General features: G+C 62.7%; 20 protein-coding genes. 10 read left to right on the top strand and 10 right to left on the bottom strand.

The window, feature by feature from the left end; all coding sequences use genetic code 11:
* Window positions 1–94 precede the first annotated feature (94 nt).
* The 6 genes from BLQ92_RS03835 (at window position 95) to BLQ92_RS03810 (ending at window position 7,049) form a co-directional block, all read left to right on the top strand.
* Window positions 95–889: a TetR/AcrR family transcriptional regulator gene (locus BLQ92_RS03835; RefSeq protein WP_090681788.1), complete on the top strand. Its 795-nt coding sequence runs from the start codon at window positions 95–97 to the stop codon at window positions 887–889.
* Complete coding sequence (locus BLQ92_RS03830) at window positions 886–1,845, top strand: HlyD family secretion protein (RefSeq protein WP_090681787.1); 960 nt, start codon at window positions 886–888, stop codon at window positions 1,843–1,845. Before BLQ92_RS03835 ends, BLQ92_RS03830 begins: the two co-directional genes overlap by 4 nt.
* On the top strand, window positions 1,842–2,786 hold the full coding sequence (locus tag BLQ92_RS03825; RefSeq protein ID WP_090681785.1) for an ABC transporter ATP-binding protein: 945 nt from the start codon (window positions 1,842–1,844) through the stop codon (window positions 2,784–2,786). The genes BLQ92_RS03830 and BLQ92_RS03825 overlap by 4 nt, the downstream gene beginning before the upstream one ends.
* Window positions 2,783–3,925, top strand: coding sequence for an ABC transporter permease (locus BLQ92_RS03820; protein WP_090681784.1), 1,143 nt, complete (start codon window positions 2,783–2,785; stop codon window positions 3,923–3,925). Before BLQ92_RS03825 ends, BLQ92_RS03820 begins: the two co-directional genes overlap by 4 nt.
* A gap of 12 nt (window positions 3,926–3,937) precedes the next feature.
* A complete protein-coding gene (locus BLQ92_RS03815) occupies window positions 3,938–5,389 on the top strand; it encodes an efflux transporter outer membrane subunit (protein ID WP_090681782.1) in 1,452 nt (483 codons plus the stop codon).
* A 292-nt stretch (window positions 5,390–5,681) separates the two neighbouring features.
* Window positions 5,682–7,049, top strand: coding sequence for a tetratricopeptide repeat protein (locus BLQ92_RS03810; RefSeq protein ID WP_342342383.1), 1,368 nt, complete (start codon window positions 5,682–5,684; stop codon window positions 7,047–7,049).
* 26 nt (window positions 7,050–7,075) lie between these two features.
* Here BLQ92_RS03810 and BLQ92_RS03805 read toward each other — a convergent pair whose 3' ends face one another.
* Window positions 7,076–10,906, bottom strand: coding sequence for a DUF748 domain-containing protein (locus tag BLQ92_RS03805; protein ID WP_090681779.1), 3,831 nt, complete (start codon window positions 10,904–10,906; stop codon window positions 7,076–7,078).
* Window positions 10,907–11,087: 181 nt separating this feature from the next.
* Window positions 11,088–12,506 carry a DUF1254 domain-containing protein gene (locus BLQ92_RS03800; protein WP_090681778.1) on the bottom strand — a complete coding sequence of 473 codons (1,419 nt, stop codon included), beginning with the start codon at window positions 12,504–12,506 and terminating at the stop codon, window positions 11,088–11,090.
* Window positions 12,507–12,712: 206 nt separating this feature from the next.
* On the opposite strand from BLQ92_RS03800, the gene BLQ92_RS03795 reads away from it, so the two are divergent.
* Both BLQ92_RS03795 and BLQ92_RS03790 read left to right on the top strand, forming a co-directional pair.
* A complete protein-coding gene (locus BLQ92_RS03795; RefSeq protein WP_090681776.1) occupies window positions 12,713–13,354 on the top strand; it encodes an FMN-binding negative transcriptional regulator in 642 nt (213 codons plus the stop codon).
* Window positions 13,355–13,600: 246 nt separating this feature from the next.
* Window positions 13,601–16,003: a heavy metal translocating P-type ATPase gene (locus BLQ92_RS03790; protein WP_090681775.1), complete on the top strand. Its 2,403-nt coding sequence runs from the start codon at window positions 13,601–13,603 to the stop codon at window positions 16,001–16,003.
* 141 nt (window positions 16,004–16,144) lie between these two features.
* On the opposite strand, the gene BLQ92_RS03785 is transcribed toward BLQ92_RS03790, so the two are convergent.
* The gene (locus BLQ92_RS03785; RefSeq protein WP_090681774.1) at window positions 16,145–16,486 is read right to left on the bottom strand and encodes a helix-turn-helix domain-containing protein; all 342 of its coding nucleotides are present in this window, start codon (window positions 16,484–16,486) and stop codon (window positions 16,145–16,147) included.
* 242 nt (window positions 16,487–16,728) lie between these two features.
* Between BLQ92_RS03785 and BLQ92_RS03780 the strand changes: the two genes are divergently transcribed.
* On the top strand, window positions 16,729–18,705 hold the full coding sequence (locus tag BLQ92_RS03780) for a methyl-accepting chemotaxis protein (RefSeq protein ID WP_090681773.1): 1,977 nt from the start codon (window positions 16,729–16,731) through the stop codon (window positions 18,703–18,705).
* A gap of 26 nt (window positions 18,706–18,731) precedes the next feature.
* Here BLQ92_RS03780 and BLQ92_RS03775 read toward each other — a convergent pair whose 3' ends face one another.
* A complete protein-coding gene (locus tag BLQ92_RS03775; protein WP_090681771.1) occupies window positions 18,732–19,385 on the bottom strand; it encodes a glutathione S-transferase family protein in 654 nt (217 codons plus the stop codon).
* A 227-nt stretch (window positions 19,386–19,612) separates the two neighbouring features.
* On the opposite strand from BLQ92_RS03775, the gene BLQ92_RS03770 reads away from it, so the two are divergent.
* Window positions 19,613–21,010 (top strand): polyhydroxyalkanoate depolymerase, encoded by a 1,398-nt coding sequence (locus BLQ92_RS03770; RefSeq protein WP_090681920.1) that lies wholly within the window; start codon window positions 19,613–19,615, stop codon window positions 21,008–21,010.
* A gap of 21 nt (window positions 21,011–21,031) precedes the next feature.
* Here BLQ92_RS03770 and BLQ92_RS03765 read toward each other — a convergent pair whose 3' ends face one another.
* From BLQ92_RS03765 to BLQ92_RS03745, 6 genes are all read right to left on the bottom strand, one after another.
* Window positions 21,032–21,466 (bottom strand): cupin domain-containing protein, encoded by a 435-nt coding sequence (locus BLQ92_RS03765; protein WP_090681770.1) that lies wholly within the window; start codon window positions 21,464–21,466, stop codon window positions 21,032–21,034.
* A gap of 140 nt (window positions 21,467–21,606) precedes the next feature.
* Window positions 21,607–22,221, bottom strand: coding sequence for a flavin reductase family protein (locus BLQ92_RS03760; RefSeq protein ID WP_090681768.1), 615 nt, complete (start codon window positions 22,219–22,221; stop codon window positions 21,607–21,609).
* Between the two features lie 143 nt (window positions 22,222–22,364).
* Complete coding sequence (locus tag BLQ92_RS03755; RefSeq protein ID WP_244106138.1) at window positions 22,365–23,240, bottom strand: 3-hydroxyacyl-CoA dehydrogenase family protein; 876 nt, start codon at window positions 23,238–23,240, stop codon at window positions 22,365–22,367.
* Between the two features lie 189 nt (window positions 23,241–23,429).
* Window positions 23,430–23,738, bottom strand: coding sequence for a hypothetical protein (locus BLQ92_RS03750; RefSeq protein ID WP_090681765.1), 309 nt, complete (start codon window positions 23,736–23,738; stop codon window positions 23,430–23,432).
* A 448-nt stretch (window positions 23,739–24,186) separates the two neighbouring features.
* Window positions 24,187–24,345, bottom strand: a complete 159-nt coding sequence (locus BLQ92_RS39830; protein WP_175772175.1) for a hypothetical protein — start codon at window positions 24,343–24,345, stop codon at window positions 24,187–24,189.
* A gap of 281 nt (window positions 24,346–24,626) precedes the next feature.
* Entirely contained in the window at window positions 24,627–26,351 is a 1,725-nt protein-coding gene (locus BLQ92_RS03745) for a hypothetical protein (protein ID WP_090681763.1), read from the bottom strand.
* Window positions 26,352–26,387: the final 36 nt, after the last annotated feature.

Genomic DNA, 26,387 nt, shown 5'->3' with positions numbered 1-26,387 from the left:
TCCGCCGCTTTAACCTTGTCGCGCACCTTCAGCACACCCAAGGCGCCCCGAAACGAATCTTGAATTTAACTAACTCATCAATTAGTCTAGATTGATGAGCCCGAAGCGCACTCCCACCAAGCCCCTCGGCCGCCGCCCGGCCGTCGAGGACTTCGATGTGCGCGAGCATCTCCTCGACACCGCCACCCGGCTCTTCTCCGAACACGGCATCGCCGCAACTACGGTTGCGCAGATCGCAACCGAAGCGGGCGTGACATCGGCACTGGTCCACTACTACTTCACGAACCGCGAAAAACTCCTCGACGCAGTGGTCGACGAACGGCTCGCCCCCGCGGCGGAATTCGTCTGGCGCCCGGTAACCGAAGGCGCCGCCACCGATCCGTTCGCGCTGGTCCACGAGTTCGTCGCACGCCTCTTCGAGGTGACCGACCGCATGCCGTGGTTACCACCGCTCTGGCTGCGGGAGATCGTCAACGAAGGCGGCTTGCTGCGCGAACGGATGATGCAACGCATTCCACTCGACAACATCAGGCAGTTCGGCAGCCGTGTCGCCCACGCGCAGCTGGATGGCGCGGTCAATGGTGAGTTGGAAGCCACGTTGTTGTTCAACTCGATTCTGGCGCTCGTGATGTTGCCGCTCGCTACGTCGAAACTTTGGCAAAGCGTGCGCGGCCTGCCCGCCATCGGACGTGACGGGTTGCGTCGGCACGTGACCGCGCTGCTGATCGGTGGCATGCAGCCGGTGCTGCGTGCGGCGCCGGCACTGGCCCAAGCGCAAGCTCAGGAGCAACGTGAGCCCTCACCGGACCACGATCAAGGCAAACGCAGCGACGGCAAGGGTGCCCCCCGCACACGCGGCCCCCACGAAGCCACACGGAGCAAGTCATGAGCCGTATTTTCGGCGCCAGCGTTGCTGTGCTGCTCACGGCAACCCTCCTCGCCGCATGCACACATCACGACGACAACACGTATCAGGGTTACGTGGAAGGCGAGTTCGTCTATCTCGCCTCCTCACAGTCCGGCACGCTCACCCAACTATCTGTCACACGCGGACAGACCGTCGAGCCAAGCGCCCCGGTATTCACGCTCGAATCCGTAGACGAAACCGCTGCATTACAACAGGCTCAACAACAACTCACTGCCGCACGCGCGCAGCTGGCGGACATCGAGACAGGCAAGCGCCCACCCGAAGTCAACGTCACGAAAGCGCAGCTCGCGCAGGCCATCGCTAACTCACGCAAGGCCTCGCTGCAACTGACGCGAGATGAGGCACAGTATCGCGTCGGCGGCATCGCCAAGGCCCAGCTCGACGACTCGCGCGCCGATGCTGACGCCACCGCAGCACAGGTCCGCGAACTAAGCAACGAGGTCGACGTCGCGCTGCTCCCCGGCCGCAAGCAGCAACTCTCTGCGCAGACGGCCCAGGTTCAGGCGGCCGAGGCGGCTGTCGCCCAGGCACAATGGAAGCTCGACCAGAAGCGCGTCACCGCACCGGCCGCGGGACTCGTCTACGACACGCTATATCGCGTCGGCGAGTGGGTGCAGGCCGGCAATCCCGTGGTGCAGATGCTGCCGCCGCAGAACATCAAGATCCGTTTCTTCGTATCGGAAACCGTGGTCGGCAAGCTTGCTCCGGGGCTCGCCTTGAAGATCCATTGCGACGGTTGTGCCGCAGAAGTCCCCGCGAACATCACGTACATCTCCAATCAGGCCGAATACACGCCCCCAGTGATCTACAGCAACGAGAACCGCGCGAAGCTTGTGTTTATGGTTGAAGCGCATCCATCCGCCGCCGACGCGGTAAAGCTGCACCCAGGCCAACCGATCGCGGTGACGCTGCAATGAACCAACCCGCACCGACATACGCAATCGACGTGCAGAAGCTCAACAAGCACTTCGGCGACAAGCATGTTGTCGACGATGTTTCGCTGCAGGTTGCGCGCGGCGAGATCTTCGGCTTTCTCGGGCCGAACGGCAGCGGCAAGACCACCTCGATCCGCCTGATGTGCGGCCTGCTGACGCCGGACTCGGGCACCGGCACGTGCCTCGGCTACGACATTGTGCGTGAGAGCGCGCAGATCAAGCGCAACGTCGGCTATATGACCCAGCGCTTCTCGTATTGGGACGATCTGACCATCCGCGAGAACCTCGACTTCGTCGCGCGCATCTATGAGATGCCGAACCGGCGCGAGGCGGTCGAGCGATCACTCGAATCGCTTGGCCTGCAAAGCCGCGCGAACCAGTTGACGGGAGCGCTCTCGGGCGGTTGGAAACAGCGCCTGGCGCTCGCAGCCTGCATGCTGCATGAGCCGCAACTCCTGTTGCTCGACGAACCGACTGCGGGTGTAGATCCCACGGCGCGGCGCGACTTTTGGGAGGAACTACATCGCCTTGCTGCGCGTGGAATCTCGGTGCTGGTCAGCACGCATTACATGGATGAGGCCGAGCGTTGCCACAAGCTCGCCTACATCGCCTACGGCAAGTTGCTTGCACAAGGCACGGCGCGGGAAGTCATTGAATCGCAAAACCTCGCCACCTGGACCATCTACGGCGAGCATCTCAGCAAACTCTCCGAGCAATTGCGTAAAACACCCGGTGTCGATCAAACCGTCGTGTTCGGTTCGGCGCTGCACGTGAGCGGCATTGAACACGCCACACTCGAAGCCGCGGTAAAACAGGCCATCCAAGGCACGACGTTACGCGCCGAGCGCATCGAAACCGGCCTCGAAGACGTGTTCATCTACCTGATGAGCCACTCGACCGACAACTACGGGGCACCATCGTGACCGCACGCACGTTGTTCTCGTTCGCGCGCTGGTGGAGCATCGTGCTCAAGGAATTCCGCCAGTTGCGGCGCGACCGCGTCACGTTTGCGATGATCGTCGGCGTGCCGATCATCCAACTCACGCTGTTTGGCTTCGCGATCAACACCAACCCGAAGCATCTGCCGACCGCCGTCATCATGGGCGACGAGAGCCCCTTCTCGCGCAGCTTCGTCATCGCGATGAAGAACTCGGACTATTTCGACATCGTCGAGACGCTGCCCAACGAAGAAGCCGGCCGCCGCGCACTCGCCCAAGGCCGCGTGCAGTTCGTGCTTTCCGTGCCGGTGGATTTCTCGCGGCGTTTGCTGCGTGGCGAACACCCGTCGCTGCTGGTCGAAGCCGATGCGACCGATCCCACCGCGACCAGCACCGCCGTCGCAGCGCTCCCCGGCCTTGTGCAGCCAGTGGCAGACAAAGATATCACCGGACCGCTCGCGCATCTGAACGGCACTCCCGCCGCCTTCGGCGTGCAGGTCCACCAGATGTACAACCCCGAAGCCATCACGCAATACAACGTAGTGCCGGGCCTGATGGGTGTGATCCTGACCATGACGATGGTGATGATGACCGGCCTCGCGATCACGCGTGAACGCGAGCGCGGCACGATGGAGAATCTGCTTGCCACCCCTGTGCTGCCTATCGAAGTGATGACCGGCAAGATCGTGCCTTACGTGTTGATCGGACTCATTCAAGCGTCGATCATTCTTACGGCGGCGCGCTTTGTGTTTCATGTGCCGTTCGTCGGCAGTGTGATCGCGATCTATCTGTCCGCGCTCCTCTTTATCGCCGCGAATCTGACGGTGGGTATTACGCTTTCGTCGCTGGCGCAAAACCAGTTGCAGGCCATGCAACTGACTGTGTTCTATTTTCTGCCGAGCATCCTGCTGTCAGGCTTTATGTTCCCCTTTGCGGGCATGCCGGTGTGGGCGCGCTTCATCGGCAATCTGCTGCCGCTGACCTATTTCAATCGGCTGATTCGCGGCATCCTGCTCAAAGGAAACGGTTGGGTAGACCTGTGGCCGTCCGTGTGGCCGATGGCGCTGTTCATGGTCATCGTGATGGGCGTTGCGCTGCGCATCTATCGGCGCACCCTCGACTAGGAGGACAGGCCGATGAAACCGCTCGCTCTCGTATCCGTCATCGCGCTATGCAGCTGCGCGGTCGGGCCGGATTTTCAACCGCCCACTGCGCCCGATACCCAGTCCTACACGCGCGATGCACAGCCTCATACGACTGTAGCAGCTAGCGGCGCGGCGGGAACAGCCCAGACGTTTACCGCTGCGCAACATGCCACGCCCATGTGGTGGATACAGTTTCAATCCGACGCGCTGAATCGTCTCGTCGAGAGCGCCTTGCAGCAGAGCCCCACGCTCGCACAGGCGCGCGCGAAACTTACCGAGGCACGCGAGAATTACAACGCGCAATTTGGTGCGACCGAATTCCCGAGCGTCGATGCGACAGTATCAGGCACGCGGCAAAAGGTCGATGTAGCAGCATTCGGCATACCGAACGTGCCAAGCACGGGTCCGTTCACGTTGTATAACGCCTCGATCAGCGTCTCATATGCGCTCGATATCTTCGGCGGCAATCGTCGGGCGCTGGAAGGATTGATGGCGCAAGTCGACTATCAATCGTTCGAACTCGAAGCAGCACGGCTCTCGCTTGCGGGCAATGTGGTTTCGACTGCCGTCCGCCGCGCGTCGCTGCAACAGCAGATCACGCTGACGCAGCGCCTTGCCGATACACAAGCGCAGCAGCTTGCGATCACGGAGGGGCGCTTCGCAGCAGGCGGAGTCTCGCAGCTCGACGTGCGCAGCCAGCGCACGCAGCTCGCGCAAACCCGTGCCTCACTGGCGCCGCTTGCGACCCAACTCGCGCAGGCCGATCATCAACTCGCTATCCTGCTGGGCGTTGTGCCATCCAAGACGGACTTCGCCGACATCACGCTCGATTCTCTACATCTTCCCGATACGCTACCGCTTACGTTGCCGTCGACGCTCGCGCGCGAACGTCCTGACATCCGTGCATCGGAAGCGTTACTGCATCAGGCAAGCGCGAATGTCGGCGTGGCGACGGCGAACCTGTATCCGCAGTTTTCGCTTTCGGCGGGAATCGGTTCGGAGCGCACGAATATCCAGGATGTCGTGAGCGGATTGAATATCTGGAATGTCGGCCTGAATCTCACGCAGCCAATCTTCCACGGCGGCGAACTGCGCGCGAAGAAGCGTTCGGCACAAGCGGCTTATGACGCGGCGCTCGCCGACTATCAGCAGACAGTGTTACAAGCGCTGCAACAGGTGGCGGATACGCTAACCGCCCTACAGAACGACGCCCTTGAACTGCAAGCTCGTGATGACGCTGCGCAGCAGGCACAGGCCAGTCTGGACATTGCGCATGCGCAATATTCGGCGGGCGGCGTCAGCCAATTTGGTTTGCTCGATTCGCAGCGACAAGCCTTGCAAACCGCACTCGACAGAACCCGCACGCAAGCCGACCGGCTGACCGATACGGCGGCGCTGTTTCAGTCGTTGGGCGGGAACTGGCAGGCTCCGGCGGCGCCGTAGGGTATCCGATATTTGCCAGGCGTTTCGGACCTCTCCTAAAGATTGGCGGCTCCCCAGCACATAAAATCGACGTCCGACAGAGTTTTCTCGCGCCCCGCCGCTTATGCCATCCCCCGCCCCAGTCAGCTCCAACGCACCTTCAATCTGGTACAACGACGCAGTAAAAGCCTATCATGCGGGTCGCTTTGACGCGGTACAGTCCCTCGTCGATCGGATCCTTGAGCATGACCCAGGGCATGCCCACGGCTTGCACCTAAAGGGACTGTTGGCGCTTGTAGCAGGCCAGAACGAAATGGCACAACGCTGGGTTGAGCAAGCGATTCTTATTCGCCCCCACCCGAACTTCTACAACACCCTGTACGCCATTCATCTCGGACTGGAGGACTTCACCAGTGCGATGCAAAGTATCCGCCAGGGTCTCGCGCTTTATCCCGACTTTCCGCGCTTCCACTACAACCTGGCGTTGACGCTGCAACATCTGAATTGTCCTGACGAAGCAGTCATCAGCTACCGCCGGACGCTCGAACTCGAACCGGGCAACTCTGAGGCGTGCAATAACCTGGGCGTTATCCTCAGGGAGTGCGGCGCATTCGGCGATGCACACCAGTACTATCAGCGCGCCATCACGCTCGCACCGGCCAATCTCAGCGCGCGCAACAACCTAAGCAATCTATTGCTCATCACCGGTCGTTACGAAGAAGCCTGGCCTTATTTCGAAGATCGCTGGGTCGCGTTGAAGGATGCAGATGGGCGCCCTCACCGGGTACGCCCACAAGTGGCGCTACCGCAGTGGAAAGGCGAAAATCCGTCCACGACAAATCGTACGGCGACGATACCCGGACGTGGTGTGCGCCTGCTCGTCCTTGACGAGCAGGGCTATGGCGACAGCCTCCAATTTGTGCGCTACCTGCCGCTAGCGCTCAAACGCTTTTCACAGGTCGCTTATGTCTGCCCGCCGGCCCTGCGTCGCCTATACGAAGAGGCGTTGTGCTCGCGCTGGCCCGGCCTCGTGCTGCTCGATGCAGTACCCGCCGACCTTGGCGACTGGGACTGGTATTGTCCTTTAATGTCTTTGCCCATGGCATTCGGCACCCGTCTGGACAACATTCCCGCTGCCGTCCCTTACCTGTATGCGAACCCGGAGCGCGCCGCCCGGTGGCACACCCGATTTGCGGCGTTGCCGGCGCCTCACCTGCCGCGTGTAGGCGTGGTGTGGGCAGGCGGTCATTCGGGCTGGAAGGAGGACAGGGTGCGCAGCCTGTCCTCCGCGCAAATTGCCCCACTGCTGGGTTTATCCCGCGTACGCTGGATCAGTCTGCAAAAACCAGATGCGCCGGAAAAGCGCCCCGACGCGGCAAGCAAAACGCTTCTCATCGACTGGATGGATGAAGTGACGGACTTTGCGGAAACTGCCGCGCTGATCGAAAACCTGGACCTGGTGATTTCCGTGGATACCTCCGTAGCGCACCTTGCCGCGGCGCTGGGCAAGCCGGTGTGGCTTCTCAATCGCTTCGCCGGTTGCTGGCGCTGGCTGCATGGCCGGGACGACAGCCCGTGGTATCCCACCTTGCGCCTCTTCACCCAATCGCAACTGGGTAACTGGGACGAGGTGCTGGAGCGGGTTGCTGCCGCCCTGCAGCAGCAATTCCCCGCGACGTGACGGGCGTGACCTGAAACATCACCGCCTCACTTCAACCCAAAATCCACCCGCGTCGTCGCGCCCTTGTCCTTGATGCCTTGCGCGTCCAGCTTCGGTGCAACGATAAACACCCGGCTGCTGTCGATCTTGCCCTCGAAATACTGCTGCACGCTCTGCGCGCGCTGCTGCGCGAGGTCACGCAAACTGGCATCGTTAATCGGCGCGTGTTCGGCCAAAGCGCTCTTCATCTCGTCGTCGGGCAGCGTCTTGGTCAGACCGACAAAATTGCGCGGCTTCTTGAAGTCGGCGTCTTTATAAGCCTTGGTCAGATACTTGTCGTAGTCCTTTGGATCAACGGTAACAGTCGAGAGATCGACACTCTCACCATTGCCGACCACGTCCTTGATCTTCTCCTGCTTGACCAGCTTCTCCACGTATTCCGTGCGCAAGGCCGGCGTATCCACCGCCGGATCGACGCGTCCGATCAGGTCGATGCGAATCGAAGACTTATCGGCCAGCGCCTTCGCAATGGTGTCGAGTTTCTTGTCTGCGGCATCGGAGAGTTTCGCAGAACCCGCATCGAATTCGACATAGCCCATTTCCTCACCACTGCCGCCAAACGCATTCGCGAGCAGCGAGAACGGCGCGGTCACCGCCTTCTCCAGCAGATTCAGCACCGCACGCCAGATCAGCCCACCAATACTGAACTCCGGATTGGATAGCGACCCAGACACCGGAATATTCACATCGATTTCGCCCTTCGAGTTCTTCAGCAGCGAAATCGCAAAGCGCACCGGCAATTTGGTGGCCGTGTCGTTGTCCACATGATCGCCAAACGTCAGTTGATCGATGAAGATGTGATTGTTCGCGGTCAACTGGTCGTTATCCAGCTTGTAGTGCAGATCGACGTTGAGCTTGCCTTTCGTAATCGGATAGCCGGCGTACTTCGCCGAATACGGCGTAAGGTTCGTTAGCTCGATATCGTGCGCGCTCGCCGTCAGATCGAGCGCCGGCTTGGCGATCAGCGGATTGACGCTACCACGAATCGACAGCGGGCCGTTTGCCGCGAGCTTGGCGGAGACGTCCACCGGTGCGGACGTGGTCGATTGCGTGCCGAACGCGCCAATGGTCCCCTGAATCCCGATCAGGTTCGCCGTGAAGTTCGGCTTGATGAAGTTGTCGGTGTAAGTGACACGGCCCTGTTGCAGCACCAGTTGACCGAAGTGCAGCTTCACCGGACTGGAGGGTGGTGTCGCCGCAGTCACTGTTGCCGATGCGGCCGTCGCAGAAGCAGCCTTCGGCGCTGCGGCTGTCGTCGCAGGAGCGAGAGCGGGAGCGGACGCCGGCGCAGAAGCCGCCGCCTCAGACGCCGTACCTGGCGTCAACGGCACCGGTTCTGTCGAACTCTTGCTACGCGTGAGCGACTGCGGCGCACCACTCTCATGCGCCACCACCTCAGAGAGATTCAGCTTGCCTTGCGGATCCAGCAACACCCGCCCGTAGAAGTTCGAGAACGTCACACGCCCCGCGTCGACATCGGTGCCGTGCTCGTCATAATTGGCCTTGAGGTTCGTCAGCGCCAGCGAGCCCCATCCCGCGAACGAGTCTGAGGTCGCCTTGTCGAGCATGCGCACGTCGACGAGTGCCGCATTGCCACGGTACGAAGCCTTGAGCGATTTCGATACCTGCGACAACGCCACATCGCCCTTCATGTTCAGCAACGCGCTCGCAATCGTCGCATTCAGCGCGCTGCCGAAGTACGGTTCGAATGCCGCGGCGTCCAGCCGGTTGGCATCCACTTTCAGCGCGAGTTTGAGCGGTGTCGCGGTCACGTCGCCCGTAACGCCGAGCGTGCCCTTGCGATTGAGCGTCGCCTGCAGATCGATCGGCAGCGGCCGGCTCAGGTCGTCGCTGATTTGCTGCACTTTCAGTTGCAGCGGCGTGATCTCGAGTTTGACCGGCCGCGGCGTCGTGTTGTCGGTGAAATTGGCCGTCGCGTCCTTCAGGCTCAGTTCGCCGATCTTGTAGTGCCACGCCGGACCCTGCTCCTGCTCCTTCTTGACCGCGTGGATTGCGGTGCGCTGCTGGGCCTCCTGATGCGGTCCGGCGAGCGCCGCGAGATCGATCCTGCCGTCCTTCAAACGCTGCGCATTGATCACCAGCCCCGTGGTGTCGACGCCCGTGATCTCCGCATTACGGCCCGAGACGTCTACCTGCTTGACGTTCACCTGGCCCTGCGCGAGCGCAACAACCGGCTCCTTACTACCGCGGGTCGCAAGTTTCAGCGACTGCAGATCGAGTTGACTCTCGCCAATCTGAATATCCGGCGGCGATTTCGCCCAGTTGGCGCTGAGATTGACCGTCGCGGAGAGCGCGCCGTCCGTTACCTGGGCGGCAGTCACGCTGTCGAGATACGGCTGCAGCATGGGCAGCGATAAGGTCTTGAGGTCGATCTTCGAGTCCGCGCTCTTCGCCACAAGGCCCAGCGAACCCGCCGCGTCGAGCGAGCCCGGGCTGTCCTTGAATGCGGTATTCACTGTGTAGCGCGCGGGCGCTTGAGCCAACGTCGAAAAATCCGCCAGCGAAACTGCAAGGCTCTTCAAGCCGAGGGCCACAGGTTTCGACGCAGCGTTATCCTGAACATTCACGGTCCCGTCATTGAGCGAAAACCGTTTGATCGCGAGGTCGAGCGGCGCCGGGGCCTTGGCTGGCGCGGCTGCTTCCGACGCCGCCTCCGGTGCGCTTGCCGCGCCCTGCGCCGCGCTCGCGGCAGGTGTCGGCGCGCTCGCCGAGGCGGGTGCGGGCGCTGCCGCCGGCGTAAACGTGCGTTCGACACTCAACACGCCATCCTTGTCACGCGCCAGATTGACGGTCGGTGAGTCGAGGCGGATCTCGTCGAAGTGATACACGCTCTTCAGCGGTTCGAGCGTCGCTGCTGCCACATGCAACGCGTGCGCCGCAAAGAACGGCTGCTTGTTTTCGTCGAGCACGTCGACGTCGTTCAGGTCGACCGTACCGGTCACGCGCAACGAAGGCGCATCGTCCGATACGATGAAATTGAGCTTGAGGTCAGTCGAGAGCTTGCCCGCCTGCACCGTCACCGGCAGCTTCTCCGGCGCGTACGAAAGGATCTGCGGCACGTCGAGCCCATCGAAACGCAGCGACACCTCCGACTCACGCGAAGCAGCAAACGGCTTGGTCTTGCCGTCGATTGCGAGCGGGCTGCCGTCGATGCGCGCGCGCAGCAGCGGTTCAACAAAGATATCGGTCTTCGACGGCAGCGTAGCGATAAACGGAATGCCGAGCTTCCACTGGTCGATCACGTGCTTGACGCCAAGCAAACGGTCATCGAAGGTGATCTGGCCGTTTTCGAGCCTGATATTCGACACGGAGAACAGCGTCGGTTTGCTGTTCGGTTGGGACGGCTGCCTGGCGAACTTCTCGATCAGGTCCGTGAAATTGAAGCGTTGCGCGTCGTAGCGAATGATGTTGAAACGCGGCGAATCTAGCTGCACTTCATCCACAATCGGGGCGGCGCGAAACAGCGAGCTCCACGACGGTTTCACGATCAGCCGCGAGATATCCACGAAGTCACCCTGACCGCCGCGCTCGCCAATATGAATGCGGTCCGCTTCGAGCCTGAGCGTGTAGGGATTGAGCGCGATGCGGCCAATCGTAGCCGGCCGGTCGAGCTGTTTGCTGAGTTGTTGCTCGGCGATGTGGCGAATCAACGGCGGCGCCGCAAAAAAGCCGAACAGACCGAACACTACGATGAAGATCAGCAGGCCGATCACGATACGCCGTGTACGGCGTGCCTGCGCGACACCGCGCACGGCCTGCAGGGAAGATGCCAGGGTTGCTTTATTGAGGCTTGCCATGCTCGGTCATGGGTGATGCGGCGGCAAGCCCGCCGCGATAACTAAAGAGTCTTGCTCGGGCAAGTATATGTCTTGAGGCTTATCTGGGATAGAAATGTAAGCTGAATGCCAACAATCGCCTCGCGCGCGCCTCGACGCTCGCAAGGGGGTGCGCCGCGTTCACGCGGCGCACCTCTCTTCATCACTGACGGATAACCGCGGGCGGTTGCCACGTACCGTCGGTTGCTTGTGGCTTCGGTGCGTAGAGCCGCAGCACGAGCTGCAGATCCGTGCGCGGCGCCGGCAGCCAGTTCGCCGCCCGCGTGCGGACTGACGACACGACCACGTCGAGCGAGCCGTCACGGTTGCGGCGCGCACCGTTGCGATCGCCCACCGCAAGCCGTGCCGGCGCGCTTTCGCCGAGTGCGCCTTCCTTCGTGTAGGCGGTAATCGTCCAGAAGCCACGTACCGGCGGCAACTGGTTCGGCGCGAAATGGATCACATAACGGTTCGCGCCGTTCAGCACGTGGCCGTCGCTATCCATCGTGACCGTGGCGCGCACTTCGTCGTCTTTCGTACCGATGCCCGGCTGAGCGTACGCCGCGTAGGCACGCAGCGCGTAGTCCGGCCCGTAGTTGCCCACGCCGTCGCCAAACCAGCTCCAGCCGTTGACGCTCAGCAGATTCGGCGGCGGCGTGACCACCCGCTCGCGGCCATCGGCGAAGCCCGCGCTGATCACGTCGTTAGCATCCGGCAGTTTGACCGGCTCATCGGGTTTGACACCGAGGTCGACGAGAATCTTCAACGCGTGCGGATCGTCGGGCACCGGCGGGTTGTCCCGCAGCTCCTGCGCCAGCCGGTTGAAGAAGCCGCTAGCATCGAGCGCGGCAACCTGCGCGGCCGGCGTGCCGGAGGTGGCCAGTGCAGCGGTCGCAGCGGCATTGCCACCCGGCGCAATCGACGCCGAGCGCGCAGCGCTCGTGTACACGCTCAGCGGCACGAGGCGCATGCCGCGCTGCAGTTTGCGCACCGCTGTCACATCGCGACCGTTGTTCGACTGGATCCGCACTGTCACCCACGCGTTGTGGGTCGGCACGTCGATGCGTTTAACATTCTTTGGCAAATCGCCTTGCCAACCGGGACCGACGAACGCAACCGTCTGTTCCTTGATCCCGTTGGCACGCGGCCCGATCTGGGCGCTGGTCGACCAGACCACGTTGGTCCACATATCGAGCGCGCGGGCATCGACATAACGGCCGTGCGAATCGGGCAGCGTCAGGATCACCGGTTCGGTGCTCAGATCGAGCCAGCCGCTCGAATCGAACGTGTCGATACTCGGCGTCGGTGGATTGGCTGAGCCGACCGGCGGCAAGGCCTGTGCGTGACGCAACGAATTGATGGGCGCCTGGCCCGGATCGGTGCCGACTGCGGCGTCGCGCGCCGTTTCCATCAATACGAGCGGGTAGCCAAACACGTAAGAGTCGGCCACCTCGTCCTTGATCCAGCCGGTCGGCTTGGGTGCGTCAACGTGGGTCGCGGCACAGCCGGCGAGGAATGCGAGGCCTGCGAACGAGGCGCAGGTCCGTTGAAGCGAAAACAGCTCTCGGCGAGTTTTTATCATTCGTTCAGGTGGCAGAACGTTCGGTCCAGGAAGATGCGCCGGTCAGCGAGTGCTCTGCCCGCGTGGTTCCCAAGCCCACCGCAAGCGCGCCTCGTATCTCGATCCCGACAACAACGGGTTGTATCGTATCCTTGACAGCTAGCAAGCGCAAAGGCACAAACACACCTTTCGCACGACCCGCCGCCCTATCGCATCCGGAGCGCTCCATGTACGTCCCCGCGCATTTCGAAGAGAACCGTCCCGAGGTTCTGCATCAAATGATCGCCGACCATCCGCTCGGCACACTCGTCACCACCGGCCCGAACGGTCTCGACGCGAATCATGTGCCGTTCGAATTCGCGCCGGGCGAGGGTCCGCATGGCACGCTGCGGGCCCACGTGGCACGCGCCAATCCGGTCTGGCAGGAAGTCGCCACGCACCCGGACACGCTGGTGATTTTCCAGGGGCCAGCCGCCTATATTTCGCCGACCTGGTATCCGAGCAAGCACGAAACCCATCGTCAGGTGCCGACCTACAACTATATGGTGGTTCACGCGCACGGCAAGATCGTCGTGCGCGACGACGAAGCGTTCGTGCGCGGCCTCGTGGCGCGACTCACGCGCACGATGGAGGCGAATGAACCCAAGCCATGGAAGATGGGCGACGCGCCGGCCGACTTTATCTCGCAGATGCTGGGCGCGATTGTCGGCATTGAAATTGAAGTCACGCGGCTGGTGGGGAAATGGAAGCTGAGTCAGAACAAGGAAGCACGCGACCGCCGCGGCGCGGTGGAGGCTTTGCTGGCCGGCGGCAGCGAGACCCAAGAGGCGGTGGCCGAGGCAATGCTGAGCGCGCCGCCGTCGTTTTAGGCCTCAGTTTTGCGCACGGCTTGGCGTACGTTCTGGCCCTAGTCAGGGTTCGGACCGCTCACTCTGATCTGGCGCTAATCTCTCGGAGCTAAAACGCGATAGCTCGCCCGCGCGAATGTGACCGTTCGCGCGGCAGCTGCATCTCACCTCTTCTCCCGCTCCAACATGAGTCCTTGACCTTCCCATCATGGGAAGGTGAATACTGGACTCATGATGCGGCCTGATGCCGCCCGAGCCGATACCACCATGACCGATCTTTCCACTCCCGACCGCGCTCCGCAGGCCAGCGCGGAACTCGATATCAGCGGCATGACCTGCGCCTCGTGCGCGGCGCGGGTGGAAAAGGCGCTGGCGAAGGTGCCCGGCGTCGCCAGCGTGTCCGTGAATCTGGCGACGGAAAAGGCGACAGTCAACCTGAGCGATGGCGCCACCGGCATCGATGCGCTTGTGGTCGCCGTGACCAAAGCGGGCTATCAGGCGACGCCGGTTGTCGAGGAAGTAGCTGTGGATGCCGCGGCTTCCGACGCGCAGCGCGCGCAGGATCGAACCCGTCGCGAACTCGCAGCCGTTGCGATCTGCGCAGTGCTGACACTGCCGCTCATGCTGCCGATGATCAGCGAAGGCTTCAGCGGCGGCGCGGCGCCACACGGCATCGACGCGATCGTGCCCCCTTGGCTGCAGTTCGGGCTCGCGACGCTCGTTCAGTTCGGGTTCGGTGCGCGGTTTTACCGGGCGGCCTACCGGGCGCTGCGGGCCGGCGCCGGCAATATGGATCTGCTGGTCGCGCTCGGCACGTCGGCGGCGTACGGCATCAGTGTCTACGAGTTGATCGCCCATCCGGGCAATACGATGCATCTGTATTTCGAGGCGTCAGCGGTCGTGATTACGCTGGTACGCTTCGGCAAATGGCTGGAAGCGCGCGCCAAGCGCCAGACCACCGATGCGATCCGCGCGTTGAACGCGCTGCGGCCCGAACGCGCGCGCATCCGCGTTGGCGACAAGGAGCACGAGTTGCCGCTCGCACAGGTGCGGGTCGGCATGATCGTCGTCGTGCGGCCGGGCGAGCGGGTGCCAGTGGACGGTGCGGTGCTCGAAGGCCGCACCCATATCGACGAATCGCTGATTACCGGTGAGAGCCTGCCCGTAGCCAAGCAGCCGGACGATCCGGTTACGGCAGGGTCGATCAACGGCGAAGGCGCGATTACCGTCACGACGAAGGCGACGGGTGCTGAAACCACGCTGGCGCGAATCATTCGACTCGTCGAAACCGCCCAGGCCGAGAAGGCGCCGATTCAGCGGCTGGTGGACCGGGTGAGCGAAATCTTCGTGCCCGCGATTCTGGTGATCGCGCTGCTCACGCTAGCAGGCTGGCTGATCGCTGGGGCGGGTGGCGAGACTGCGATCCTCAACGCGGTCGCCGTGCTGGTGATTGCCTGTCCGTGCGCGCTTGGGTTGGCGACGCCTGCGGCGATCATGGCGGGCACCGGCGTGGCGGCGCGGCACGGCGTGTTGATCAAAGATGCGGAGGCGTTAGAAATCGCGCATCGCGTCAATCTGGTCGCGTTCGACAAGACCGGGACGCTGACCGTGGGGCAACCTTCATTGACGGCGTTTGAGCCGATCGGCATCGAGCGGGATGAGGCGCTGTCGCTCGCGGCGGCTGTGCAGCGCAACAGCGATCATCCGCTGGCGCGGGCCATAGTGAAGGCTTACGAGGACGCGCCGGGTGGCCGGGAAAGGTCGCTGGCGATAGCGGACAGTGAAGCCTCAACGGCCAACAACACGTCTCATGCTAGCGCGACGGTTATCGCCAACAACGCAGGGCTCGCGAGCGTTGGAACGCCGACGGCCTCCAAAGCGCGTGCCGTGCCCGGACGTGGCGTAGAAGCCGAAATCGACGGCCGCACCTTGGCAATCGGCAGCAGCCGCTGGCTCAAGGAACTGGGGATTGTTTTAACGCCAGAACTCGCCGCCCGTGCAGAACAACTCGAAAGCGCCGGCAACACCGTGTCATGGCTGATGAGCCACGGGGGCCCTGAGAATCTCCAAAGCCACAGCACCACGCCGCCACAGGCGCTCGCCTTGCTCGCCTTTGGCGACACCCTCAAGCCAGGCGCACGCGCCGCGATCGAGCGCCTGAAGGAAATGGGCATCCGCAGCGTGCTGCTAACCGGCGACAACAAGGGCAGCGCGGCCAGCGTCGCAGCGGCGCTCGGTATCGACGAATTCCACGCCCAGGTGCTGCCGGAAGACAAAGCGCGCGTGATCCGCGATCTCAAGATCCGCAGCGCTGGCATCGTTGCGATGGCGGGCGACGGCATCAACGACGCCCCCGCCCTCGCCGCAGCCGACCTGGGCATCGCCATGGCAACCGGCACCGATGTCGCCATGCACGCCGCCGGCATCACGCTGATGCGTGGCGACCCCACGCTCGTCGCCGACGCGATCGATATCTCGCGCCGCACCTGGCGCAAGATCCAGCAGAACCTTTTCTGGGCGTTCGTCTACAACCTGGTGGGTATTCCGCTTGCCGCGCTCGGGTTGCTGAATCCCATGCTGGCGGGCGCCGCGATGGCGTTTTCGAGCGTGAGCGTCGTCACCAACGCGCTTTTGCTACGCGCCTGGAGCAGCGCGAAGGCGACTACCTGACGAGTGAAAGTCCAATGTCTTTAGGGTTGCGGAAAGCACCGGCCACTTTGTCGCATTCACTTTGCGGCACCCCCAGTTCATCAAAATAGGTGCGCCATTCACGCACGACAAATGAAGACGGTTTTCGTCCAGTCCGTTGTGTCAGAAGTCGTACGGATCATCCTTTGCGTCACTCCTGCGAGGCCGCTTACGCGCCTCGGCCTTTCGTTTCGACTCGCCTACGACGTCAGCTTGCAAATTCGATAAGGGCTCAAGTAGCCCAAGCAAACCGGCGCGTTCCAAGGCCTGAAGCCACGCCAGAAAGTTGACTGATACGTCACCTTTTTCTATCCGCACGAGGGTGCTCGGGCTGATGTTGGCCCGCTCCGAGAAGTCTTGCCGGCTCATATTGCGGGCAATACGCGCAGCGGAAATCGCCGCGCCTAACGCTTCGGAGCGCCGTCTCAAATCGGAAGAGGCAAATTCCTTGTTCTGGCGTCGCATAGGTCTATGTTGGCAAATTAGATGGCTTATTTGTTCAACATAGACCAAATATCGCTGAGATCGCCCCAAGCCCGCCCACCAACAGCGCCCGAACCGGGTTGTTCGACCCCAGGTCTCCCCACCTCCGCGTAAACGTTTCCAACCTCAAGAATTCACCCCATCTGCCGTAAAACGATTCGTGGCGCATTCCGCGACAACGCACGGAACGCGCCCCCTCCCTCATCCTTACGCGCAGAAACCCCATGGAATTTCTCTCTTTGCGTCGCGCCAGCGTCGGCGCCAGGCTCGCCATGCTTTCGTGCGCGCTAGTGGCGCTGATCTTCGCCGCCTTCACCTGGGCCCTCACCCGCTCGGCCGGCGCGCAGGTCAGCGAGCAGGTGCTGGCTCGAATTGCCGAAAAAGACCGCTCGATCGCCGCGATGATCGCCCTGTTCGACAAGGGGCTTTCCGCCGAAGTCGGTCGCTCCATGACCCTGTTCGCCAGCCTCCTGCCGGCCACCTACACGCTCGACGAGACCCAGAAGGTCGATATCAACGGCGTCGCCACGCCCACCATCAAGGCCGGCGACAAAGTCCTCAACATGGACTTCTCGATTCCCGACCAGTTTCTGCAGAGCAGCGGCGCCATCGCCACCGTGTTCGCGCGCACCGGCGACGACTTCGTGCGCGTCACCACGTCGTTGAAGAAGCAGGACGGCAGCCGCGCGATCGGCACCCTGCTCGACCGCAAGGGCCCCGCTTACGCGCTGATCCTTGCCGGCAAGCCCTATACCGGTCTTGCCGCGCTATTTGGCAAGCGCTACATCACGCAGTACCGTCCCATCACGGACGCGAACGGCCGCGTGATCGGCGCGCTTTTCGTCGGTGTGGACGTCGGCGCGCAGATCCAGTCGGTCCAGGACGGTATCCGCGAGCTGAAGATTGGCGACAGCGGCTACTACTTCGTGCTCGATGCGTCGAACGGCGCGGACCGCGGCAAGTTCCTCGTGCATCCGGCCGCCGCCGGCCAGCCCGCCGACAATGCCAACGCCCCCTACAAGCAAATGCTCGACATGCAGCAGGGCCAGCTCGAATACAGCTCGGCCGACGCAACGCTTGGCGAGACCGCCGCGCACGACAAATACGTGTCGTTCACCACGGTGCCGGAGTGGCACTGGCTGGTGGGCGGCGTCGCGCCGCGCGACGAGGTGATGGACGAGGTCGTGGCCACCCGCAATCACTTCCTGCTGATCGGCCTCGCGCTGGTGGCCGCGTTCGCCGTGTTGTTCCTGATTGCCGTGCGACGCCTCGTGAGTCGTCCGCTAGAGGCCGCAGCGAAGGCGTCCGAGCGTCTCGCAGCGGGCGACCTGAGCGTGCGGCTCGCGGACGACAACAGCCAGCGTGCCGATGAAATCGGCCGCCTGATGCAAGCCATTAACGGCATCGGCGAAGGTCTTGCAAGAATCGTGACCCAGGTGCGCAATGCGTCGTCGGACATGACGCAAGGCACGGCCAAAATCGCCGCCGGCAGCGGCGATATCGCCTCGCGCATCGCCACGCAAGCGAGCAGCCTCGAAGAAACCGCGGCGAGCATGGAGCAGATGACGTCGAACGTGCAGCAGAACGCGGATCACGCGGCGCAGGCCAATACGCTCGTGACGAGCGCCTCCGAAGCGGCGATGGAAGGCGGCCGCGCGGTGGAGCGCGTCGTCTCGACGATGGGCGAGATCAGCCGTTCCTCGCAGAAGATCTCGGATATCACCAGCGTGATCGAAGGCATCGCGTTTCAGACCAACATCCTCGCGTTGAATGCCGCCGTCGAGGCGGCGCGGGCTGGCGAACACGGCCGGGGCTTTGCGGTGGTGGCGTCAGAAGTGCGCGCCCTCGCGCAACGCAGCGCGGCGGCTGTGAAGGAGATCGAAGCGCTAATCGGCGAATCGACAGCGCGCGTCCAGGGTGGCTTCAAGATTGCCGAGGAAGCGAGCGCGACGATGCACAGCATCGTTGAACGCGTCGGTCAGGTGCGCGCCATCATGAGCGAGATCAGCGTGGCATCGCGCGAGCAATCCGACGGCATCGAACAGGTGAACATCGCCGTCACGCAGATTGGCGAGGCTACGCAGCAGAACGCCACGATTGTCGGAAACGCGGAACATGCCGCCGCCGAACTACGCGATCAGGCCGCGCGGCTCGCGCAGGTAGTCAGCGTATTCAAGCTGGACACCACTCGGCGAGGTTGACGCCAGCGTCAAGCAAGTCGGCGCGCTCAGAATTCGACGTCCAGTTCATCGATCTCGTCGACTTCCTGCTGTGCCTCGGCCATCCATTGCTGCATCTCCGGCAGCGCGAGAATGCGCTGCCCGTATTCGACGATATCCGGGTCTAGCTTGACGTCGTAGGTGACAAAGCGCGTCACCACCGGTGCGTACATGGCATCGGCAGCGCTCCGTTCGCCGAACAGGTAAGGTCCGCCATACTGCTCCAGACACTCGCGCCAGATCGTTACGATCCGGTCAATATCTGACTGCGCGCGCGCCCAGACCTTGAAGCCCGGAAAGTGCGCCTTCAGGTTCATCGGCAAGGCCGAGCGCAGCGAGCCAAAACCCGAATGCATCTCGCCGCTGATGGCCCGGCAGTGCGCCCGCGCACGCCGGTCATCCGGCAACAGTTTGGCGTCGGGCTGCACCTCGTTGAGATACTCGGCAATCGCCAGCGTGTCCCAGACCTTAATGCCGTCATGGAACAGACACGGCACCAGAATCGACGGCGACAGCAACAGCAATTCCGCGCGCGCACCAGGATCGTCCACCGGCATCACGATCTCTTCGAAAGGCAACCCGCTGAACTTCGTCAGCAACCAGCCTCGCAGCGACCATGACGAATAATTCTTGCTGCTGATGGTAAGCGTGGTATTCGCCATACGAATCTCCTCCTGAAGCAGACGCACGTTCGTGCCGCACGGCGTAACGTAACAGTCACATGCACGCGCTGGTGCGTAAGCGCACCAAATCACGGCAAAACCGGCACCCTGAGAGGAATAGCGCAAATGCTATGCCAGCATGGGCGTGTGTTGAACGCTCGCTCCAACGTTGGCACATGTATTGCCTCTATTCGGGCTCCTTCCTTTTCGGCATTCGTGCGAAGGCTATGAACCTGTTCGCATATCCCGCTTACCAGGCAATTGCCGACCTGATGCTACCGGTTCGGCACGGCGCTGCGCTCATCAATCATTCGCTGAACGCATGGCCCGCGTTCAGCGAAACGCCGCACGGCCGCTCGCTGCGTGCTTCGTGCGAGCTGATTTCGCTGGCGGGACTCACGCATCAGCGGCCACCGTTCGGACTCGATGAGGTAGAGGTGGACGGCAAGCCGGTCAAGATCGTCGAGGAAGTGGCCGCGCACACGCCGTTCTGCTCGCTGTTGCATTTCCGCAAGGATAAGGCGATCTCGCCCGCTCAGCCGCGCGTGCTGGTGATCGCGCCGATGTCCGGCCACTTCGCGACGCTGCTGCGCGGCACCGTCAAGACGATGCTCGCCGAGCACGACGTCTACATTACGGACTGGCATAACCCGCGCGACGTACCGCTCTCGCAGGGACGTTTCGGCTTTGACGAATTCGTCCAGCACATCATCGATTTCACCGAAGCGATCGGCCCCGGCACCCATCTGCTGGCGGTGTGCCAGCCGACCGTCGCCGCCCTCGCGGCGGTCTCGCTCATGGCCGCAGACGACCACCCCGCGCAACCCGCGAGCATGACGTTGATGGCGGGGCCGCTCGACACGCGCATCAACCCGACCAAGGTCAACGCGCTCGCCAAGAGCAAGCCGATCGAGTGGTTCGAGCGCAATCTGATCAGCGCGGTGCCGATTGGCTTTGCAGGCGCGCACCGCCGCGTCTATCCTGGCTTCGTGCAATTGAACGCGTTCATGGCGATGAACCTCGGCCGTCACCTCGATTCGTTCGAAACCATGCACTACGAACGCGCCAAAGGCGATCCGGCCAAGGCGGAGACGATTCGGGTCTTCTACGAAGAGTATTTCGCCACGATGGATTTGACGGCGGACTTCTATCTGGAAACCGTCGAAACCGTGTTCCAGCAGCATGCGCTGCCGCTGCATGAGTTGGCCGTGGGAGGGCGCCTGATCGAACCGTCGAAGATTCGCCGCACGGCCCTGCTGACCGTGGAGGGCGAGAAGGACGATATCTGCGCGGTCGGGCAGACACTGGCCGCTCAAGACATGTGCGACAAACTGCGGCCTTATCTCAAAACACACCACGTGCAGACTGGTGTCGGGCACTACGGCGTGTTCAACGGTCACCGCTGGGAGCGGCATATCTATCCACGCGTGCGGGCTGTGATCTACGACAACGAGCCGCGGGCGGTATCGGTCGGTTCACGTGCTCAGGCGATCCGGCCGGTGGCGGTGGCGGCCGCCCCCATAGCGGCGCCGGCCGCATCGGCTGTGACGGCGGGTGCTGCGGCCAACACCTCATCCAACGGCACGGGCGAGGTCATCACGCCGCCACACAGTAACGCCGCTTAAGACGAAGCGGCCGAGCCTGCTTCAAGCCGGCACGCTTTTCCACGGCGTGACAGCCGGCACGTCGCACGGACCCTCCACGTCGATCGACTTGAAATCCGCCGGTGAAACTATTTCGATGTACTCCATATCTTCAGAGTAATCGAACAGATAGTGAACAATCCCGGGTGCCTGGTGCACGCAATCGCCAGCGGCGACGAGCGTCTCCTTGTCGCCGTACATGAAGCGCGCCCAACCTTTCAGCATGATCACGATATGGAAATCGGCCTCATGACGGTGCCAGCCGGTGCCTTGCTCTGGTGCATGGTTCGCCTTGACGAGCTGCGCGAGCACCTTGCCGCCCGTCGCTTGCGCGATGCCGAGATCGCGGTAAAGGAAAAAGTCGCGCAGCCCCTGGTCCTGATACGAAGTGTCTTGCGGACGGACGTGCGAGAACTGCGTGGCGAATTCGGTAGACATGATCGCGCTCCTGAAGGATGAACGAGGCAGGGAAAACGGCACGGTAAGCGCCGTTTTCAAGCATCAAGCGTTCCAGCTTCGCGAGGGCGATTGTCAAATTCAATCAAGCGTGGGCAACCCTGTTCAGACGATGCGACGGCTCACGCCGTCGGGCGGAACATCTCGAACATCTCGCCGATCTGCGCATAGTCCGCGCGATAGCCCGCGCGCATGATGGGCTGCGCCGCATGCGTGTCGAACAGGCCATCCTTGAGATAGGCGTTCTGGATATGGACGCCCACCACCTGGCCGAGTGCGAGGTAGTTATCCATCAGCGCGCCATCAAGTGTCTTCAGGCGCACGATCTGCAGCAGCTTGCATTCGAGCGCCGCGGGCGATTCGCCGACGTGCGGCACCGCGACGCTGCGGCCCGGCGCTGGCGTGAGGCCTGCCAGTTCGAATTCGTCCACCTCAGGCCCGACCGGTGCGGAGCTGCGATTCATCTGCTCGGCGAGCGGCTTGGTGGCGAGGTTCCAGACGAACTCACCGGTTTCCTCGATGTTGCTGATGCTGTCCTTGTGGCCTTCACTGCAGAAACCGATGATGGCCGGAAAGGTCGCGAAGGCGCCGAAGAAACTGTACGGCGCGAGGTTGAGATGGCCCGCGGCGCTGCGGGTCGAGATCCAGCCGATCAGACGCGGCGCGACAATCGCCTTGAACGGGTCGTGCTTGAGACCGTGACCCTTGGCCGGGTCGTAGAAGTAGGTGTCATTCATGGTGGCGGGCTTGGGGCGTGAGAGGGTTGTGTCGTTCCAATCTGCGTGTGCGCGGCGGGTGGTGTGCCTGAACAGCGCCGCGTCGTGTTAGCAGGGCACAGCGCGCGCTGAGTGTTCGGGCATCGCGTTTAGGACGTTGGTTGTCAGCCGCGGCTGATCACCCGTTTGCGCCCTTCCCTCACCTGGGCAAGATGCGCCTCATCCCAATCATAGAAGCCAGCGCCGCTGCGCACGCCGACGCGTCCTGCTTCGACTTGTTCACGCAACAGGTCGAGCACGCCTTCATCTTTTGCCAGTTCAGGCATCAGGTGGGTAGAGATATCGAGGAAGGTATCGAGGCCGCCCAGGTCCGCGCCTTCGAGCGGGCCAATAATGCCCCAGCGGCGTCCGAGCGAAGCCTTCATCACGTGGTCGACCACCTCCGGCGTCGCCGCGCCCGAGCGCACGATGTTCAGCGCTTCGCGCAGCACGGCGAACTGCAGGCGGTTACCGACAAACCCCGGAATGGCTTTGGCCAGCACCACCGGCTCCATGCCGATTGCGCTCATCAAGGCGACCGTCTGCTCGATGACACGCGGATCGGTCGCCGTGCCGGGCACCACTTCGACGAGCGGAATCATATGCGGCGGATTCCAGAAATGCGCGATCAGGAAGCGGTCTTTCGCACGCAACGAGGCGGCCAATAGATCGGGAGGGAAACCGCTGGTGTTGCTGGCGAGAATGGCATCGTCGGCAAGCAGTTGCGAGAGCGACGCGTATAAGCGGTGCTTCGACTCCAATACTTCGGGAATCGCTTCGATGATGAATTGCGCGTCCGCCATGGGTTCGAGCGTAGCGTGCGTTTCGATGCGCGCGAGCGCGGCGCGCTTGGCTGCGGCGTCGATCCGGCCGGCGTCGATCAGTTCGTCGAGCACCGCTTCCGCCTTCGGCGCCACGCTGGCGAGACGCGCAGCGTCGACGTCGTGGACGATGGTCCTGTGTCCGTGCAGTGCGCTCTGCGTGGCAATGCCGACGCCCATCAAGCCCGTGCCTACTACCCCCACTACTGCCTTGTCCAAGCTGCTCTCCCGCTGGTTCGTCGATGAAAGTGCTTAAGGATAATGCAGAGTGGGAATTTGCGAGCCCAACGCAACAAGGCCGGTCCCCCTTTCGGGAAGACCGGCCTCGCCGTACCTTACGACAGCGCCGTCGGCGCCGCTACCACCGCATTAATACTCGTGCGGGGGCGGCGGACGGTGGTCGCCGGAGTGATGCGGGTCCCAATCGTGCGGATGGTGGCGCATCCACTCGTCGTGCTCCCAGTAACGATGGCCGTCCCAGTAACGGTCGCCGTGCCAGCCAATGTCAATCTGCACGCCAACCGGCATCATGTGCGGCTGACCGTAGGTAACGATCGGACCCGGTGCCGAAATGACGATCCGGTCCGCCTGGGCAAATGCGCTACCTGCGCTCAGCAGTGCACCGCCAGCCAACACCGTGGCGAGAATTGTGCGTGATGTCTTATTCAAGGTTTTCATAGTGACCTCCCGTTCAAGGTTGTGTGTCGGACCGGACTGGCTGATCGCCGGGACGTCCAGTGCCGTACGCCTGAAACCCACTTTAACGGGGCGAATCGCTTAAATACGTGAGCGCTTGTAAGAGGACGTTTCAAATTCGGGGCGCGATGAGCGGCCTTGCTCCTTAGGGAAAAGCCGGTTTCTCAGCGTCTTCACGAAGTCTCGTCCGCGAAATTTGATGCGTAATGGCTGTCAGCCACCGTTACATTCATTTCGGCGTGGAAATATCCGGCAACGGCCTGCGCCGAGCGCGCTTTCTTATGATGATTGACCGGGCCGCACGCCGGAGCGTCTAAAAGCCAGGTCGTAAACGAACAAAAGCCACGGCAAGACCGTGGCTTAAATACAGCATTCGCGCGCCCGACAGAGCGCACAGCCGGCGCGGTTCCCCGCGCCAAGGTCAGACGACTTAGTCGCTCAGCTTGATGCCGAACAGCGTCGACTGCGCGCGGCGTTGGCGTTCAGCTTCGCGGTGACGCGCTTCGTACGAGTAATCAGAATCCATCGGCAGATGGGGCGACGCAAAGAGGTCGCTGACCTTTTGGAACATTGCAAAGATAACGCTCATGGCGACTCCCGGTTAATTTGGTGCTAGGGTTTTCCCTTAAGAAGAAGTATAGGGTTTTCCCTAGGAAAAAGCTAGTGCAATGCAACATTTTTTGGATGTGGTCCGTTGTCGCATAGCTTGGGCGGGATGTTGCGTTGCGTCATCGCAACAAGAAAGCCAAGCTGGGCGCGAATTTCGCGTCCGCGAGGCACAGTGCGTCGAGAGTTAGAAATAGAGGGAGGGAACGGCTGGCTGACCCGGCCGCCGACGCTGCGATAGCGCGGCCGGCCAGCTCTGTAAGATCAGTGGCTAGGGGTCGCCGCTTTGGGCTTGTGAGCGTGCGTGTGGGTTTTGCGTTTGCTCGCAGGCGCCGCAGCGGCAGCAGCCTGATGGGACGTAGCAACCGGCGTCGAGGCAGCGGACGGCGCCGCTGCAGCCGTATTCGCCATCGCCAGATGGGCGTCGAGCAGGCTCGTCATCGCGGTCTGCTGGTTCTGCATCATCTGCTCGATGCGGTGTTGCTGCGCGGTGGTTTCGCGCGTCAAACGCATTAGCAGCACGGTTTGCGTGATGCCGATCGCGACCGTCATCAGCAGCGCGCCGACCACGATCGACAACATCCATTTCATCCGGCGCGAGTGATCGGTCGCCGCATGGCGCTGGTCGGAGATCACGCCGTACAGCGCATCGACCGTGTCAGCGAACGCCGTCGCGCGGGCTCGGTCCAGTTCGGGGACGGTGGGCGCTGCTTCATGCAGCGGCGCGGCAAACTCCGCGTTCGAGCGCGGGGTCGCCGTGGTGCGTACTGGATCAACCATCGCTGAGGTTGCGCCGGTTGCGGTTGCAGCCGTTGCCGCCGTTGCGTTTGCGGACGCCGCCGCCTTGGTTGCAGTTGCTACGGTTGGGTTTGCGACCGTAGGCACCTTCAGTGCGCCTGCTCCAATTACCGCCGCGCCAGCGGTCGAGGCCATTGCTGGGTTTGCCGCCTTCGCCGCCGATGCAACGGTTGCCGATGCAGCATTTACATCCGTGGCTCCCGCTGCGGCCTTCGTTGCCCCCGTCGCGGTTGCCGCTGCAGTTGCAGTTCTGGCCGCCCCAGCCGTTGCCGGTGCAACCGCCATCCCCGAAGCCCCCGTGGCTGCGGCTACGGCTGCGGCAGCATCCGCCGCCCGATCCACACTGGTGATTGCCGACGCCTTGACCACGCCTGCCGCGTCATCAATCTGCGGCTTGGCTTGTCCCGCAGCAGCAGAAGCCGACGCGCCGTCCGGGGCCTCGCCGCGCGGCAATGCCGTAGCCGCCTCGCGCGAAGCCGTCGCCGGCTGGGCGTTGGTCGCCTCGAACCGCCGGGGCGGCACGCCGCCAGGTTTGCCAGTGGCAGCCGGTTCGACCGCTGGGTTGGTTTCCTGCCGGCGCGCGGTCACGCTGCGCACGAGACTCGCTGCCGCCATCGACGGCGAAACCAGCGTCGGCGCAACCGGTTGCGAAAGCTGCGGCTCAACGACTCGCGCCACCTCGCCGCTCACCTCTGCGAGCGCCGAGGTGCTCGAACCACTCGAACCACTCAAGCCCGCAGCATTGGAAGGCTCATCGGCCAACTTGCTCGCGTTGTTCGTCGGCTCGATACGCTCAAACCCGGCCAACGGCACCGACGCGTAGGCGGCCTCGACCTTCTCGCGCGGCGCACGACGCGCCGCCCGCGCCTCGGACGAACCATTCGCGGCACTATCCAAACCCACCGGCGCGCCCACCGCAGCCAGCACCACATCCGGCAATTCAAAGCCGTGCAGCGTCCCCTGCCGGATATCGATATTCATCGCCTCCAGCGTCGCACGGGTGGGATCGTCGGGGAACATATCGAGCGTGCTGTCGTCGCGCGACGCGCCGCTCAGTTGGGCGAGGCGCTGCGCCGAGCGGGCAGCACGTGCCAGTTTGTTTTCGGTCTCAGTGGAGACGGTGCTGGCGCGCCGCTTCGTCGAGCGGGCGCGGGTCGTGCGGGACTGCGGGGATGCTGCGGAATCTGCCATAGAGAATCAAGCGGTCGTCGCCGGCCACCGGGCGCC

The organism is Paraburkholderia phenazinium (genome assembly GCF_900100735.1).
GTDB classification, from domain to species: domain Bacteria; phylum Pseudomonadota; class Gammaproteobacteria; order Burkholderiales; family Burkholderiaceae; genus Paraburkholderia; species Paraburkholderia phenazinia.
Note: the sequence above shows the minus strand (reverse complement) of the source record. Positions and strands in the feature narration are given on the sequence as shown.